16 protein-coding genes, 1 tRNA gene and 1 pseudogene are annotated in these 14,992 nt (G+C 62.2%); 10 read left to right on the top strand and 8 right to left on the bottom strand.

What is annotated here, in order from left to right; all coding sequences use genetic code 11:
- Positions 1 to 3 precede the first annotated feature (3 nt).
- The 6 genes from ACEN9G_RS01760 to ACEN9G_RS01735 all read right to left on the bottom strand — a co-directional run bounded on the left by ACEN9G_RS01760 (position 4) and on the right by ACEN9G_RS01735 (position 4,305).
- The gene (locus ACEN9G_RS01760; protein WP_413341609.1) at positions 4 to 996 is read right to left on the bottom strand and encodes a hypothetical protein; all 993 of its coding nucleotides are present in this window, start codon (positions 994 to 996) and stop codon (positions 4 to 6) included.
- The gene (locus tag ACEN9G_RS01755) at positions 993 to 1,862 is read right to left on the bottom strand and encodes an ABC transporter ATP-binding protein (RefSeq protein WP_413341607.1); all 870 of its coding nucleotides are present in this window, start codon (positions 1,860 to 1,862) and stop codon (positions 993 to 995) included. The genes ACEN9G_RS01760 and ACEN9G_RS01755 overlap by 4 nt, the downstream gene beginning before the upstream one ends.
- On the bottom strand, positions 1,859 to 2,224 hold the full coding sequence (locus ACEN9G_RS01750; protein ID WP_413341605.1) for a GntR family transcriptional regulator: 366 nt from the start codon (positions 2,222 to 2,224) through the stop codon (positions 1,859 to 1,861). The genes ACEN9G_RS01755 and ACEN9G_RS01750 overlap by 4 nt, the downstream gene beginning before the upstream one ends.
- Positions 2,225 to 2,364: 140 nt before the next feature.
- Positions 2,365 to 3,117: a UDP-2,3-diacylglucosamine diphosphatase gene (locus ACEN9G_RS01745; protein WP_413341603.1), complete on the bottom strand. Its 753-nt coding sequence runs from the start codon at positions 3,115 to 3,117 to the stop codon at positions 2,365 to 2,367.
- A 59-nt stretch (positions 3,118 to 3,176) separates the two neighbouring features.
- Positions 3,177 to 3,671, bottom strand: a complete 495-nt coding sequence (locus ACEN9G_RS01740; protein ID WP_413341601.1) for a peptidylprolyl isomerase — start codon at positions 3,669 to 3,671, stop codon at positions 3,177 to 3,179.
- 31 nt (positions 3,672 to 3,702) lie between these two features.
- Positions 3,703 to 4,305 carry a peptidylprolyl isomerase gene (locus tag ACEN9G_RS01735; protein WP_413341599.1) on the bottom strand — a complete coding sequence of 201 codons (603 nt, stop codon included), beginning with the start codon at positions 4,303 to 4,305 and terminating at the stop codon, positions 3,703 to 3,705.
- A gap of 248 nt (positions 4,306 to 4,553) precedes the next feature.
- Here ACEN9G_RS01735 and cysS point away from each other — a divergent pair, with 248 nt between their 5' ends.
- The 7 genes from cysS (at position 4,554) to ACEN9G_RS01700 (ending at position 11,337) form a co-directional block, all read left to right on the top strand.
- Positions 4,554 to 5,951 (top strand): cysteine--tRNA ligase, encoded by a 1,398-nt coding sequence (gene cysS, locus ACEN9G_RS01730; RefSeq protein WP_413341597.1) that lies wholly within the window; start codon positions 4,554 to 4,556, stop codon positions 5,949 to 5,951.
- A gap of 20 nt (positions 5,952 to 5,971) precedes the next feature.
- Entirely contained in the window at positions 5,972 to 6,640 is a 669-nt protein-coding gene (locus tag ACEN9G_RS01725) for a DNA-3-methyladenine glycosylase family protein (RefSeq protein WP_413341595.1), read from the top strand.
- A gap of 61 nt (positions 6,641 to 6,701) precedes the next feature.
- Positions 6,702 to 7,679, top strand: coding sequence for an acetyl-CoA carboxylase carboxyltransferase subunit alpha (locus ACEN9G_RS01720; RefSeq protein WP_413341593.1), 978 nt, complete (start codon positions 6,702 to 6,704; stop codon positions 7,677 to 7,679).
- Complete coding sequence (gene tilS, locus ACEN9G_RS01715; protein ID WP_483127617.1) at positions 7,676 to 9,097, top strand: tRNA lysidine(34) synthetase TilS; 1,422 nt, start codon at positions 7,676 to 7,678, stop codon at positions 9,095 to 9,097. Before ACEN9G_RS01720 ends, tilS begins: the two co-directional genes overlap by 4 nt.
- A 127-nt stretch (positions 9,098 to 9,224) precedes the next feature.
- Positions 9,225 to 10,472: an aspartate kinase gene (locus tag ACEN9G_RS01710; RefSeq protein ID WP_413344361.1), complete on the top strand. Its 1,248-nt coding sequence runs from the start codon at positions 9,225 to 9,227 to the stop codon at positions 10,470 to 10,472.
- Positions 10,473 to 10,569: 97 nt separating this feature from the next.
- Positions 10,570 to 10,663 (top strand) — tRNA-Ser (locus ACEN9G_RS01705).
- A gap of 167 nt (positions 10,664 to 10,830) precedes the next feature.
- Positions 10,831 to 11,337, top strand: coding sequence for a tyrosine-type recombinase/integrase (locus ACEN9G_RS01700; protein WP_413344359.1), 507 nt, complete (start codon positions 10,831 to 10,833; stop codon positions 11,335 to 11,337).
- Positions 11,338 to 11,575: 238 nt separating this feature from the next.
- Here ACEN9G_RS01700 and ACEN9G_RS01695 read toward each other — a convergent pair.
- Positions 11,576 to 11,806 (bottom strand): annotated as a pseudogene (locus tag ACEN9G_RS01695) (transposase); the annotation flags it as partial.
- 394 nt (positions 11,807 to 12,200) lie between these two features.
- On the opposite strand from ACEN9G_RS01695, the gene ACEN9G_RS01690 reads away from it, so the two are divergent.
- Both ACEN9G_RS01690 and ACEN9G_RS01685 read left to right on the top strand, forming a co-directional pair.
- Positions 12,201 to 12,668, top strand: coding sequence for a helix-turn-helix domain-containing protein (locus ACEN9G_RS01690; protein ID WP_483127616.1), 468 nt, complete (start codon positions 12,201 to 12,203; stop codon positions 12,666 to 12,668).
- Positions 12,665 to 13,201, top strand: a complete 537-nt coding sequence (locus ACEN9G_RS01685) for an IS630 family transposase (RefSeq protein ID WP_483127615.1) — start codon at positions 12,665 to 12,667, stop codon at positions 13,199 to 13,201. Before ACEN9G_RS01690 ends, ACEN9G_RS01685 begins: the two co-directional genes overlap by 4 nt.
- A gap of 12 nt (positions 13,202 to 13,213) precedes the next feature.
- Here ACEN9G_RS01685 and ACEN9G_RS01680 read toward each other — a convergent pair.
- Positions 13,214 to 14,391 (bottom strand): IS3 family transposase gene (locus ACEN9G_RS01680; protein ID WP_483126690.1). Its coding sequence is split into 2 segments (ribosomal slippage): positions 13,214 to 14,124 and positions 14,124 to 14,391, totalling 1,179 coding nucleotides; the frame shifts between segments, so codons are not numbered across the junction.
- A 174-nt stretch (positions 14,392 to 14,565) separates the two neighbouring features.
- Between ACEN9G_RS01680 and ACEN9G_RS01675 the strand changes: the two genes are divergently transcribed.
- Positions 14,566 to 14,931, top strand: a complete 366-nt coding sequence (locus tag ACEN9G_RS01675; protein WP_483127614.1) for a hypothetical protein — start codon at positions 14,566 to 14,568, stop codon at positions 14,929 to 14,931.
- Positions 14,932 to 14,992: the final 61 nt, after the last annotated feature.

Raw genomic sequence — 14,992 nt, 5'->3', positions numbered from 1 at the left:
GCCTCAGCCTTCGTCGCGCCAGCGGCGCATGCGGATGGCGGCATACAGCATCAGGACGCCCATCGCGACGCCGATCCAGGCATCGATCCCGGCCAGCGACAGGTACGACTGGGACACGAGCCCGCTCATGTCGACGCCGTTCTCGGTCGGGCGCACTCCGGTCTGCAGGGCTGGCTGGAACGTGAACCAGATGCCGGGCACGATGCCGCCGAGGATGCGGGCGACGACGTCGCTCGCGTAGTGCGACAGCAGCAGCGTCTGGCCGGAGAAATTCTCGAGCGCCGCGTTGATCCACTTGATGATGACGAGCGCGACGACCGGCACGCCGACGGCCCACAGGAACGGCTTCGATTTCGCCCAGCTGGACACGAGGATCAGCCAGCCTACGGTCGGCAGCGCCCATACGACGTACACCGGCAGCAGTGCGGCGAGGCGCAGCGGCGACAGGTACAGATCGGACGACGCCAGCAGCGACGCGAACAGGTTCAGGCCCTGCGTACTGAGCGCCAGGCAGGCGATGACGAGCAGCGCCAGCGAGGTGGCGACGGCCAGCACGAGCGTGATCGCGGGCGCGACGACCGTCGCCATGGCGGCCTTCGACAGCACCGTCATCGGATCGGACACGGGCAGCGACTTCCAGAACAGGATGCTGCGGTCGCGGCGCTCGTCGTACAGTGCACCGAGGCAGTAGAAGAACACGACGCCGACCAGGATCGCAAACAGCGGCGCCGATGCGCCCAGGTACATGCCGGTGGCGATCTTCGCGACCACCAGCTTCGCTTCCTCGGGCAGGATCTGGTCGAGGCGGGCGTGATCCAGCGTCTGGCCGTTGACCGTCACGTGCGCGGGAATGCCGTGCTGCATGATGCCGTAGGTGATCGTGCAGCCCAGCAGCACGACGAGCAGCGAGCCGACGATCAGCGGTGCCCAGAACATCGAGCCTTTATGCTCCCAGAACTCGCGCCTGAGCAGCCATTTCATGGTGTTCGAGTTCATGCGTAGGTTCCTTTCATGGTCGCGACGAACAAATCGGCGACGGAGGGATTACGGGTTTCGCCGAGCGCGGCCAGCTGCTGGCGCGACGCGCCGCCGGGGCCGGCATCGAACAGCATCACGGCCTTGCCGAACACGGTGCGGCGGTCGAGCGGCTGCAGCGCGTTGGCGGCGCTCAGTTTTTCCTGCGGCACCATCACTTCGACATAGCGCTCGCCGATCTCTTCCATCGATGCGGCCAGCACGATGCGGCCGTCGCGGATGAACATCAGGTCGGTCAGGATGTGCTCGACTTCCTCGACCTGGTGCGTCGTGATGACGATCGTCTTGTGCTCGTCAAAATAGTCCTCCAGCAGGTTCTGGTAGAACTGCTTGCGGTAGATGATGTCGAGGCCCAGCGTGGGCTCGTCGAGCACGAGCAGCTTCGCATCGATGGCCATCACGAGGGCCAGGTGCAGTTGCACGATCATGCCCTTGGACATTTCCTTGACCTTCATGCCCGGCTGCAGCTTCGTGTTCGCGATATAGCGTTCCGCTTTCTCCCGGTTGAAGCGCGGGTGCACGCCGGCCACGAAGTCGATGGCGTCGCGCACGCGCAGCCAGCGCGGCAGGATCGCGACGTCGGCGATGAAGCAGACGTCCTGCATCAGCTCGTCGCGGTGGGTGCGCGGGTCGAGGCCCAGCACGGACAACTGGCCCTCGAACGGGATCAGACCGAGCGCGGCCTTCAGGGTGGTGGTCTTGCCCGAGCCGTTCGGACCGATCAGGCCGACGATGCGGCCGGCGGGGATGGTGAAGTCGATGCCGTTCACCGCCGTGCGCTTGCCGTAGCGCTTCGTCAGGTTTTTCGCTTCGATTACGGCGCTCATTTGTCGCCTCCGGCCGGTTCACGCAGCAATTGATCGATGTTGAGGCCGAGGCGGCGGATTCGCTCCAGCATCGCCGGCCATTCCTCGCGCAGGAAGCGCTCCCTTTCGCTGGCGAGCAGTTTCTCGCTCGCGCCTTCCGTGACGTACATACCGATCCCCCTTCGTTTTTCTACTAAGTTGTCGTCGACCAGTTCCTGGTAAGCCTTCGAGACCGTGATCGGATTCAGCTGGTATTCCGCTGCGATCTGGCGCACGGAGGGGAGCGGATCCCCGGCCTTCAGGGCGCCATCGAGCATCATACCGATCACCCTGTCCTTCAACTGCCGGTAGATTGGAGAGTTGTCATTCCAGCCGATCGTCATTGCCGGCCTCCTTGCGTCGCGGTGCAGTCCATGTCATGCCTGCCTCCATGTTGGTGATGTAGAGTCGTGGTGTTGTAGTGAAGTATAACACCATGTCGGCAGCGGTCAATACGAGGGTGACCTAGCAGGATTGAGAGGGGTTAGATTGTTTGTCCGTCGAGGTCGAAGCGCAGGATGCGTCCGTCCTCGTCGATTGCGATCCAGCCGCCGCGGACGGGATCCGCGTCGAGTTCCCAGTCGGGCAGCACATAGCGCCGCTTGCCGCCGGCCTCGTGCAGGGCAGGCCGGTGGGTGTGGCCGTGGATGATGATGTCCGTACCCGTGTCCGCATGCAGCGCGGCGACAGCGGCCGGGGTGACGTCCATGATCTCGTACGATTTTTCGCCGTGCGCCGCGCGGCTGCCTTCGCGCAGGCCGGCGATGATCGCCTTGCGCTGCGCCAGCGGCATGGCGAGGAACTGGCTCTGCCATGCCGGGTCGCGCACCTGGGCGCGGAAGGCCATGTACTTGACGTCGTCCGTGCACTGGGCGTCGCCGTGCACGAGGACGACCTGGCAACCGCCGATGGTCGCCACGTGCGGTTCGGGCAGCAGGGTGAGGCCGGCCGCCTCGGCGAAGCCGGTGCCGACGAGGAAGTCGCGGTTGCCGCCGAGCCAGTAGACGGCCGTGCCGCCATCGCTCACGCGGCGCAGCGCGGTGGCGACGCTGCGGTTGAACGGGTCGTCGAGGTCATCGTCGCCGGCCCAGTATTCGAAGATGTCGCCGAGCAGATAAAGCCGCTCGGCATGCGCCGCACGTTCGGCCAGGAAGCGGAAAAAGGCTTCGGCCGTACGCGGGTGGGATGCCTGCAGGTGCAGGTCGGAAATGAAGAGTGCGAGCGTGCGCGCGGTCATGTGCTACCAGGATCAATCGCCGGAGCAGGGCGCCCGCGCGTCATGCCTGCCTGTTCAGATTACTGGACGACTTCGATTTTTTCGATGACGACGTCGTCAGCCGGTACGTCCGAGTGCATGCCGGCACGGCTCGTCTTGACGTTGTTGATCTGGTCGACGATGTCCTGGCCTTCGACGACCTTGCCGAACACGGCATAGCCCCAGCCGTCCTGGCCCGGGTAGTTCAGGAAGTCATTGTTCTTGGTGTTGATGAAGAACTGGGCCGATGCCGAGTGCGGGGCCATCGTGCGGGCCATGGCGATCGTGTACTTGTCGTTCTTGAGGCCGTTCTTCGCTTCGTTCTCGACGGTCTGCTCGGTCGGCTTTTGCTTCATGCCCGGCTCGAAACCGCCGCCCTGGATCATGAAGTCCTTGATCACGCGATGGAAGATCGTGTTCGAGAAGTGACCCTTGTTCACGTAGTCCAGGAAGTTGGCAACGGTCTTCGGTGCCTTGTCGGCGTCCAGTTCGACCTTGATGTTGCCCTTGTTGGTGGTCATGAGTACGGTGGTCATGTTTTTTCCTATCGTTGGAGTTGCGAGTTCGTTATTTTACTTTATCGCCCTTGAGGAGGGTCGCGGACTGGATCGTGACGGGCGTGACCGGCACGTTTTCGAGGCCCCGGATGTCGTCCACGACGACGGCCTTGATCTTGTCGACGACGTCCTGGCCCTTCACGACCTTGCCGAATACGGTGTAGCCCGAGCCCTGCATGTTCGGATAATCGAGCCCGGGATTGTCGACCACGTTGATGAAGAATTGCGAAGTGGCCGAGTCCGGATTCGATTCGCGCGCCATGGCGACGGAATACTTTTCGTTCGACAGGCCGTTGTTGGACTCGTTCCTGATCGGTTTGTTCGTCTTGCGTCCATGGAACTGGGCATCCATGCCGCCGGCCTGGATCATGAAGCCGTCGATCACGCGGTGGAAGATCGTGCCCTTGTAGAAGCCGGCTTTGACGTACTTGAGGAAATTGTCCACGGTGATGGGTGCTTTTTCCTGGTTCAGCTCCAGCACGATCTCGCCCATCGACGTTTTCAGCGAGACTTGCGGGTCGGCGGCGAACGCGGCTGCGGACAGGGTCAGGGCGGCCACACCTGCGACAAAGCGGGCAGTAAAGCGGGCGCCGGGCGATTTCAGGACGTGCATCGTAGCTTCCTCTCGGTGGATATAGCGCAAAGTGCTGTCAAGGGTTTTGCAGAAAAATAAACCTATGGCATATGCGGCCAGTCGGGATTTTATCAATGCTATACTTTGCGACGGACTGCCGATTCTATCAAAAAGAACAAGGTTCCCAAGATTCGCTGTCCTGACACTCCCGACGCGCCTGCCACGTCACGGCACTGCCGCAAGGCTGCGTTTCGAGCGTCATGCTCCAACCCTCTAGCAAACATCCGATGAGCCAACTCAAGATCTACAACACGCTCGCGCGTGACAAGCAGGTATTCGTTCCCCTCCAGTCCGGCAAGGTCAACATGTACGTGTGCGGGATGACGGTTTACGATTACTGCCACGTCGGTCACGGCCGGATGATGATGGCGTTCGACGTCATCTACCGCTGGCTCAAGGCATCGGGCTACGAGGTCAAATACGTCCGCAACATCACGGATATCGACGACAAGATCATCAAGCGCGCCGTCGAGAACAATGAAACGATGACGTCGCTCACGACCCGTTTCATCAAGGCGATGGACGAAGACACTGCTGCCTTGGGCATCCTGCCGCCGGATTTCGCGCCGCGCGCGACGGAGTACGTGCCGCACATGCTGTCGATTATCGAAAAGCTGGAAACGAAGGAACTCGCCTACCGGGGCGAGGACGGCGACGTGAACTATGCCGTGCGGAATTTTCCGGGCTACGGCAAGCTGTCCGGCAAGTCGCTGGACGACCTGCGCGCCGGCGAACGCGTGGACGTGAACACGGGCAAGCGCGATCCGCTCGACTTCGTGCTGTGGAAGGCCGCCAAGGAATCCGAGCCCGACGAAGCCAAATGGGATTCGAAATGGGGTAAAGGTCGTCCGGGCTGGCACATCGAGTGCTCGGCCATGTCGTGCGCCATGCTGGGCGAACACTTCGACATCCACGGCGGCGGCGCCGACCTGCAGTTCCCGCACCACGAGAACGAGATCGCCCAGTCGGAAGGCGCGTTCGGCCCGCCGATGGCGAACTACTGGATCCACAATGGCTTCGTGCGCGTCGACAACGAGAAGATGTCCAAGTCGCTGGGTAATTTCTTCACGATCCGCGACGTCCTCAAGAAATACGATGCCGAAGTCATCCGCTTCTTCATCCTGCGTGCCCACTACCGCAGCCCACTGAATTACTCGGACGTCCATATCGACGACGCGAAGGGCGCGCTGACGCGCCTGTACACGGCCTTGTCCGAGGTGGACCTCGGCAGCGAGCCGGTCAGCGTCGACTGGGACGAAGCCCATGCGCAGCGCTTCCGCGACGCGATGGACGACGATTTCAATACGCCGCTGGCGGTGGCCGAGCTGTTCGACCTGGCCACGGAAGTCAACAAGAGCAAATCCGTCGCGGCCGCGCGCCAGCTGAAGGCGCTGGCCGCCGTGCTGGGCCTGCTCGAACGCAGCCCGCAAGCCTTCCTGCAGGCCGGCACGCCGGGCGAGGGTGGCCTGACTGAGGCTGCGATCGTCGACGCGATCGCGCGCCGCGCCGCCGCCAAGAAGGCGCGCAATTTCGCCGAGGCGGACGCGATCCGCGCCGAGCTGACCGCGGGCGGCGTCGTGCTCGAGGACAAGCCGGACGGCAGCACCAACTGGCGTCGCGCCTGACCGGCCCTCCGCGCACGAGCATGGCACTTTCCAAGGACCTCGCGGGCGCCGTCCCGGCGCCGCCGGACGTTCAGCCTTCCGTCCCACCGTACTGGGCGGAGGCGAAGGCCGAGCTCATGCGTCGGGACCGCATCATGAACAAGCTGATCCCGCAATTCGGCGATATGCACCTGCGTGGCCATCCCGACCCGTTCACCACGCTGGCCCGCTCCATCGTCGGCCAGCAGGTGACGGTCAAGGCCGCCGAGACCGCCTGGATGAAGCTGCGCACGCTGTGCCCGAAGATGACGCCGTCGCAGGTCATCAAGGCCGGCGCGGAAGAACTGGCGGGCTGCGGCCTGTCGAAACGGAAGACGGAATACATCCTCGACCTGGCCGATCACTTCAAGGCGAAGCGCGTCCATGCCGACCAATGGTCGCAGATGGATGACGAAGCCGTCATCGCCGAGCTGGTCCAGATCCGCGGCATCACGCGCTGGACAGCCGAGATGTTTTTGATATTTAATCTGCTCAGACCGAACGTCCTGCCCCTGGACGATCCCGGCCTGATCCAGGGCATCAGCCAGAATTACTTCTCCGGCGAGCCGGTTTCGCGCAGCGATGCGCGCGAGGTCGCCGCCAATTGGGAACCCTGGCGAACAGTTGCCACATGGTATTTGTGGCGTAGCCTGGATCCGGTTCCGGTATAGAATAGCGCCCTTGCCGCCGCGCGGATGATCTTCCGCGGCCACGAACACACCCGGAGGTACAATGAGTAAAACAACTTTCCTCAGTTTCGAGCAGCCGATTGCCGAGCTCGATTCGAAAATCGAAGAGCTGCGCTTCGTGCAGGACGATTCCGCCGTCGACATCTCGGAAGAAATCGACCGCCTGGCCAAGAAGAGCCAGCAACTGACGAAAGACATCTATGCCAAGCTGACCCCTTGGCAGGTTTCCCAGATCGCCCGCCATCCGCAGCGTCCGTACACGATGGATTATGTGAACGCGATCTTCACCGATTTCCATGAGCTGCACGGCGACCGTACCTTCGCCGACGACCAGTCGATCATCGGCGGCCTGGCCCGCTTCAACGGCCAGTCCTGCATGGTCATCGGCCACCAGAAGGGCCGCGACACGAAGGAACGCGCGATGCGCAACTTCGGCATGCCGCGTCCGGAAGGCTACCGCAAGGCCATGCGCCTGATGAAGGTGGCCGAGAAATTCAACCTGCCGATCTTCACGTTCGTGGACACCCCCGGCGCCTTCCCCGGCATCGACGCGGAAGAGCGCGGCCAGTCGGAAGCCATCGGCCACAACCTGTACGTGATGGCCGAGCTGAAAGTGCCGCTGATCGCCACGATCATCGGCGAAGGCGGCTCGGGCGGCGCGCTGGCGATCGCCGTCGGCGACGCCGTGCTGATGCTGCAGTACGCGACGTATTCCGTGATTTCGCCGGAAGGCTGCGCGTCGATCCTGTGGAAGACGTCTGAGCGAGCGGCGGACGCGGCCGACGCCCTCGGCCTGACGGCGCACCGCCTGAAGGCGATGGGCCTGATCGACAAGATCGTCAACGAACCGCTGGGCGGCGCCCACCGCGACCCGGCCCAGATGGCCCAGATGCTCAAGCGCGCGCTGGCCGACACGCTGCGCCAGTTCCAGGGCATGAAGACCAGGGAACTGCTGGATGCCCGCCACGCCAAGCTGCTGGCCTACGGCAAGTTCAAGGAAACGACGCCGCGCGAAGAGTGAGCCGTCGTACGCAGGGGGCGGCCGTGATTGTCGCCCAGTTCGGGCAGGCCATCGCGGCCCTGCGCGAAGCATACCTTCCCGATGCCATGCCGCCCGTCGCGGTCGCCCTCAGCGGCGGCCTCGATTCGATGGTGCTGCTGCACCTCGTGCACGCGCACGGCCTGAACGCCCGCGCCTTCCACGTCCACCATGGGCTGAGCCCGAATGCCGACGCCTGGCGCGACCATTGCGCGGCCGCCGCCGCTGCGCTGGGCATCCCGTTCGACTGGCGCGCTGTCGTCGTCGCGAAAGGGAAGAGCGGCATCGAGGCTGCCGCGCGCAAGCTGCGCTACGCGGCGCTCGGCGAGATGTGCCGGGCCCATGGCGCCGGCGTGCTGCTGACGGCCCATCACCTCGACGACCAGGTCGAAACGGTGCTGTTGCAATTGCTGCGCGGTTCCGGTCCGGCCGGCCTGTCCGGCATGGATCCCGCCAACCGCGCGCCCGGCCTGCTGGGCGACGAACGCCTGGCCATGGCGCGCCCGCTGCTGGGTGTCGCGCGCGCCGACCTCGAACAGGTCGCGCGCGAGCGGGGCATCACGTGGGTCGAAGACGAATCCAATACCGATCCGCGCTATGCCCGCAACGCGCTGCGCCACCAGGTGATGCCGGCGTTGGCCGCCGCGTTTCCCGGCTACCAGCAACGCGTGGCGCGCAGCAGCGCCCACACGCGCTCGGCCCAGCGCCTGCTGGACGAGCTGGGCGAACAGGACCTGCGGGCCTGCCTGGCCGGCGATGGTCTCGACCTCGTCCGCGTGCGCGCGCTGAGCCGCGACCGCATCGACAACCTGCTGCGCCACTGGTTCACCGTGCGCCGCCTCGCGATGCCGTCGACGGCCTGGCTGGCGCAAATGGTGGCGCAGATCCTGTCCGCGCGCGAGGACGCGCAATTGCTCGTCGAACACCCGGACGTCGACGTGCGCCGCCACCGCGACCATTTGTATCTCGTGCCGCGCCTGCCGGACCTCGCCGGGATGCGCGATCCCGAGGACGCCGGCATCATCGACAAGCACGCCCAGCCGTTCCGCTGGAACGGCGAGGCATCCATTGCGTTTCCCGATTACGGCGGCGTGCTGCATTTCGATATGGCCGAACGCGGGTTCGATCCGGCCTGGCTGCGCGAGCAGGGACTCGAGATCGATTTCCGCAAGGGCGGCGAACGGCTGCGCCTGGCGCACAACCGTCCCAGCCGCAGCCTCAAGATGCATTACCAGGCGAGCGGCATCCCGGCCTGGGAACGGGGGCGCCTGCCCATCGTGATTGCCGCCTTCGACCTGCTGTTCGCGGCGGGGCTCGGCATGGATTGCCGGCACGTGACCGAGGGCCCGGAGCGCGTCGCGCTGCGTTGGGAAAGCGCGACGCCAGCCATCCCGCGTTAATACCCTTTCCGTATTACCATATTCCTATTTGGTATAGATTTCGCATCCTGACGGCTTGTGATTCCGCGCCGCAGCATGTAGAGTAAAAGGCTCATTTGATTTTTTACAAGCGGAAATCCCTTCAGTCATGGCCTTAATAGTCCACAAATATGGCGGTACGTCGATGGGTTCGACGGAACGCATCAAGAACGTCGCGGCCCGCGTCGCCAAATGGCACGACGCCGGCCATCAAGTCGTTGTCGTCCCCTCGGCAATGTCCGGTGAAACCAACCGTCTGATCGGCCTGGCGAAAGAGATTATGTCGCAGCCGGACCCGCGTGAACTGGACATGATTGCATCGACCGGCGAACAGGTGTCGGTCGGCCTGCTGGCCATGGCACTGCTGGCACGCGGCAAGGATGCCGTGTCGTACACGGGCTGGCAGGTGGGCATCAAGACGGACTCGGCCTTCACGAAGGCCCGTATCCAGTCGATCGACGACACCCGCGTGCGCGCCGACCTGGACGCCGGCAGGATCGTCATCATCACCGGTTTCCAGGGCATGGATGAGGAGGGTAATATCTCCACGCTGGGCCGTGGTGGTTCGGACACCTCCGCCGTCGCGATCGCGGCCGCACTGAAGGCCGACGAATGCCTGATCTACACGGACGTCGACGGCGTCTACACGACCGACCCGCGGGTCGTGAGCGAAGCGCGCCGCCTGTCGAAGATCACGTTCGAAGAAATGCTGGAACTGGCGTCGCTGGGCTCGAAAGTCCTGCAGACCCGCTCCGTGGAATTTGCCGGCAACTACCGCGTGCCGACACGCGTGCTGTCGTCGCTGACCGACCCCCTGATGTCGCTCGAAGAAGAAGCCAACTCGGGTACCCTGATTTCGTTTGAGGAAGAAAGCAACATGGAACAAGCCGTCATCTCGGGCATCGCCTTCCACCGCGATGAAGCCAAAATCACCGTCCTGGGCGTGCCCGACAAGCCGGGCGTCGCCTTCCACATCCTCGGGCCGATCTCGGAGGCCAATATCGAGGTCGACATGATCATACAGAACCAGTCGGTCGACGGTAAGACCGACTTCACGTTCACCGTGTCGCGCAACGATTACCAGCGCGCCATGGGCGTCCTGGAAGGCGTGAAGGCCGAAATCGGCGCCGACAGGATCCTGGGCGATGCCAAGGTCTCGAAGGTCTCGGCCGTGGGCGTGGGCATGCGCAGCCACGTGGGCGTCGCGTCGCAGATGTTCCGTACGCTGTCGGAAGAGGGCATCAACATCATGATGATCTCGACGTCGGAGATCAAGATCTCCGTCCTGATCGACGAGAAGTACATGGAGCTGGCCGTGCGCGCCCTGCACAAGGCGTTTAACCTGGAGCAAGCTTAACTTTTTTCAAAAAAATGGCCGTGCTTCCTTGACCAAAAAGGGTGTGGCCATTAATATGCGTGCACTCAGCGCTGACGCATAAACGTTGAAGCTGACTGGAGGCGTGGCCGAGTGGCCGAAGGCACTTCCCTGCTAAGGAAGCATACGGGCTTAAACCTGTATCGTGGGTTCGAATCCCACCGCCTCCGCCAGAACATAGTCCTTGCAGGTTTAAGGACATCAAAGAACCCGCTGTTCTCATAGAGACGGCGGGTTTTTTGTTGCCTAATACTGTCCAGTGAGGTCCCCGAAAAGCTAGCGTCTTTGGGGGCATTTTTCGGGGCATGTCCGTGCCACGATCGGACAGGATGCCCCCAAAATGCCCAAACAGGTACAGCCGCTCACCCAACTGCAGGTGCGCAACGCCAAGGCAAAGGACAAACCCTACAAGCTTGCCGATGGAGGCGGTTTGTACCTTGAAGTCATGCCCAGCGGCGGCAAGCTCTGGCGTATGAAATTCCGGCAGGCGGATGGCAAAGAGAACAGGCTGAGTTTCGGAGCCTTTCCGGACGTTTCGCTCGTGGGTGCTCGAGCCAAGCGCGATGAGGCGCGTCAGTTGCTGGCTGCGGGCGCCGACCCGGCTCACACCAGGGTCGAGCGGGCGCGCCAGACACGGTTGGCCGAGCAGAATACTTTCGAGCACGTTGCGCGCCAGTGGCACCGAACCATGACCATCAAGTGGCAACCGCAGACCGCGGAGGAAATCCTGCGGCGCTTCGAGTCCGATATCTTTCCGGCCTTCGGACACCTGCCGATCAACAAGGTGCAAGCGCCTGATGTGCTCGATCAGGTCTTCTGGCTGGCTTTGGAGGGAAATAAACAGTAGGCTGGAATCGAGGCCCAGAGGGTCGAAACATTAGCCGAGGCGGTTCACTCGGCAAGTCCGGCGGAGCCCGTTGAGCTCTGTAATGCGTTGCGCCGTTGGAGCCTTCGTGGCGCGCCACGGCGAGCAAGCCCGAACGGGCACCGGCCGTTTTGGACATTGTATCGATTTTAGGCGTTTTATCTATTCAAGATAAAACGCCTAAGCTGTATACAAATGGATCCTTTAGCGGATTCCTATGCCCCTGGACACCGACGATAGCGCGCAGGAAATCAGTCCAGAATGATTCGGCTCCCGACGGGCCAGTTGCCACTCCGAGAATTTCACGGACGTCATCGGTGTTGACCGCCGCAGCGATTATCACCGCCACGGAAGCCACCCGACCCGCTTGGCGCGATTTCACGCAAGTGGCGTCAATCCCGATGTAGGGCCAGTCGCCTTCGATCGGACGCTCAAGAGAGGCTTGCACCCGCTAGTCAATCTCTTCGGCTCGCCTTGCGCAACAACACAAAGCCGAGCATCACTCTTTCGGCTAACCATATTGCTTTATCGCAACGTCAATGAGTGCAATCATGTCAAGCTCGCCAGTACCTCCGCCGAACCCGGCCATGAGGCCAGCCGACCTTTTCATCGCGCGCCATTCGTCTCTGCTCAATGCGCGGGTAGCCTTTTGAGAACGCCCAGAACCCCATGAGAACCAGGCTAATTTCTCTTGCAGTGATAGTTGCGGTGCACGCGGCCGAGGTCCACGGCGCGCCTGCTTTATTGACCCTCGCACGCGCGGACGCCAGTATCGTGTTCCAGACTAAGTAGTCGCCCAATTTTTGCTGTCAAAGCTAAATTGATCACGCAGCAGGGGTTGGGCGATGAAGCACTTGGAGTTGTCCGAAGACGAGCGGCGCACGCTGCGTGAGATGGGCGTGTTCCACCCGCATCCGCGGACACGGATGCGCGCACAGGGAATTTTGCGGTTGAGTCAGGGATTAACGCTGCAGAAAACGGCGGATGAGTTCGGGGTGCATCTGAACAGCGTCGAGCAGTGGAGGCAACGCTGGAACAAGCTTGGCCTGGCCGGATTGTACGAGGGGCGTCATACCGGTCGACCAAGGAAGTGGACGCCTCAGCAGCAGCAGGCTCTTGGCGAGTTGGCGCATTCCGAGGGCGGAAGCGTGGTTGCACTGCTGCGCCACATCGAGCAATGCCGAGACCATGCGTCGATCAGCGAAAGCACAGCCAAACGGTATCTCAAGGAGATGAATTTCACGTACAAGCGCTATCGGTACGCTCTAAAAAAAAGCGAAATCAGGTGGCGTTCGAGCACGCCAGAAAAGTGATCAACGCACTGGCCAAGCTCGACCATGAACAACGCTGCGAGCTGCTGTACTTCGACGAATCAGGCTTCAGTCCAAATCCACCCGTGCAGTACGGCTGGGGCAGGATCGGCGAGACCCGGGCCGTCGAACCGCTCGCGCACCGACAGCGCGTGAATGTGCTTGGAGCCTTGCGTCACGACGGCCAACTGACCTGGAGCACTCAGCAACGGCCGACGACACGCGACGATGTGATCGCATTCTTCGATCGGATTGCGCTCCAGCCTTACGCGGTTCCACGCATCGTCTTGATCGACAATGCCGGTATTCACAAGGGCGACCTGATGGAGAAGAAGCGACGCCAGTGGGCCAAACACGGGCTGTATCTGTACTACTTGCCTCCCTATAGCCCGGAGCTCAATCGGATCGAGATCTTGTGGAAGCATGCCAAGCATTTCTGGTGCCGCTTCGTTGCCAGGAACGGCGCAGATTTGCTCGACGAGATTCAATCCTTGATGAGTGGCTTCGGCAGCAAGTTCACGATAAATTTTGCATGACTACTGTAGTGGTCAAGTAATTTCGGACACCACGATAGATTCTTTTGCTGCCATGTTCCGCTCGAAGACGGTGGGCGGCAGGTTGCCCAGAACGGAGTTCAGCCGTTCGCAGTTGTAGAAGCCCACGATGTAGGCCGCGATGTCGATTCTGGCTTCGGCATGATTGGCATACTGGCGTTGCCAGACCCGTTCCATTTTCAGGTTCAGAAAGAAGCGTTCGGCGACCGCATTGTCCCAGCAATTTCCCTTCCGGCTCATGCTGCAGATATAGCCGTGCTTGGCCAGCAAAGCTTGGTATTCGGCGCTCGCGTACTGGCTGCCGCGATCGGAATGGACCACCAGGCCCGGCGCCGGTTGCCGGTGCCCGATGGCCATGTTCAGGGCCTCGCACACCAGGCTGGCAGGCATGCTTGGCGCCATGGCCCAGCCCACCACCCGACGCGAAAACAGATCGAGCACGACCGCCAAATAAAGCCAGCCGGCGCCAGTTCGGATATACGTGATATCGGAGGCGTAGGCCACGTTCGGTGCCACCGGATTAAACCGACGACCCAGCACATTGGCGGCTACCGGCAAGGCATGTTTGCTGTCGGTTGTGTGAATGAATTTACGCTTCCAGACGGGTTTCAGCTCAGCTTGCCGCATCAGCCGCCGCACTTTATGGCGGCCGATTTGCAGCCCGTCGTTGGCCAGGGCGGCCACGATCCTGCGGCTGCCGTAGCTTTGATGGCTTGCCGCGAAAGCGGCCCGCACATGCACGCTGGCCTTGCACACGGCGGGCTGGGCGGCACGTCGCCGGGCCTCGTAAAAACCAGAACGGCTCACTCCCATCACCCGGCAGCACTGGGCAACGCTGAGGGCCTTCTTTTGCAGCTCGTCGATGAGTCGGTAACTCATTTCAGTTCGCGGGCAAAGAAGGCCGATGCCTTCTTTAATATCTCCACGTCCCCCCGCAGCTGACGGTTTTCCTGCTCAAGCTGACGAATGCGCTGCTGCTCTGGCGTGAGCGGCTTGCCGATGCCTGGTTGCCCCGCCTGCTCATCCTCGTATTGCTTTACCCAGCGGCGTACCGCGCTCGGGCCGATGCTCATGCTCTCGCTAACATGCTGGACGCTCAAGCCCTGCTCTTTAATCATACGGACGACTTCCAGCTTCAGACTGGTATCGAATTTTCGGCGCTGCCTTGTCATGTAAAACTCCTCGGATGGTGGATTGTCCACCTATCGAGGTGTCCGGGCAAATTAGACCACTACATACTTAGTCACCGCGGAATAACCGCGCGCGGCGGATCAAGACATGACCTCTACAAGGTAGAGCGGACACTTGCCGACCAGTTGCAGCGGGTTTACACGGCCGAGCAGCTCATGGTAGTCGATCGGGACGGCCTTCACTACTACGTCGTGCTGACTCAGGAGATGTCCAGACCGCTGTCAATGGGGCAGGGCTACTGCGGCGCGGGCGAAGAGCACAGGCTGTTGTTGATCACCAGCAGTGGGCGCACGCTAAGGCAAAGCGATAACCTCCTCATCAGCAGTTGCCTCGAGTCATTCGAACCCCGGATTCCCGGGGCGGAGGAGGGCACGCCCCGTGCCGCGCTCGATGTGGATGCCAAGCACGACGTAATCCGCTTCAGTTGGCTCGGCGACGCACCCGATACTCGGCGCTTCCTGTCGATCGAACACGGCCGGTTCGTGCTCGAGTTGCGGCCGGAGCACGCATCGGGGGACTAATACAGGGGGACTGCGGTTGGCCTCTAGACACATTGCATGGCCGCCCGGCTGTCCCGGCGGC

This window comes from Massilia sp. Masssp94 (assembly GCF_059491305.1).
The sequence above is the reverse complement of the archived record's forward strand: the minus strand, read 5'-3'. Positions and strand labels throughout refer to the sequence as shown.